The following is a 315-nucleotide window of genomic DNA, read 5'->3' as shown; positions in this document are numbered from 1 at the left end:
CTGCTGTTGCTTTTAATGTTTGTGCTTCTTCTTGTGCTGATTTTAGTAATGTTTGTTCTTGTGGTGTAACTAAATTGTCGGAAACTGCCATGTTCCATGCTGATTGGGATGCTTTATCCGTAAGTTCTGCTGCTTTCACAGCGGCTTCGGCATCATTTAACCATTGATCTTGGATGTCGTTTGTATCATTCGCATTAGCGTCATTGATTTCTGGGATGTCGATACCTTGTAATTGTGCTAATAACGCTGGTAAGTCACCTTTTAATTCGCTTGGTAATGCGTTTACTTTTCTCTCTGCTGTTGCTTTTAATGTTT

Annotated in this window: 1 protein-coding gene; it reads right to left on the bottom strand. The window is 39.4% G+C overall.

Annotated features, from left to right (window positions below):
* A partial coding sequence (locus tag HMPREF2846_RS14505) for a GA-like domain-containing protein (protein ID WP_218086528.1) occupies nucleotides 1-315 on the bottom strand: 315 nt, incomplete at both ends.

Origin of the sequence: Staphylococcus sp. HMSC056G08 (genome assembly GCF_001812305.1) — a bacterium.
GTDB classification, from domain to species: domain Bacteria; phylum Bacillota; class Bacilli; order Staphylococcales; family Staphylococcaceae; genus Staphylococcus; species Staphylococcus simulans.
Note: the sequence above shows the minus strand (reverse complement) of the source record. Positions and strands in the feature narration are given on the sequence as shown.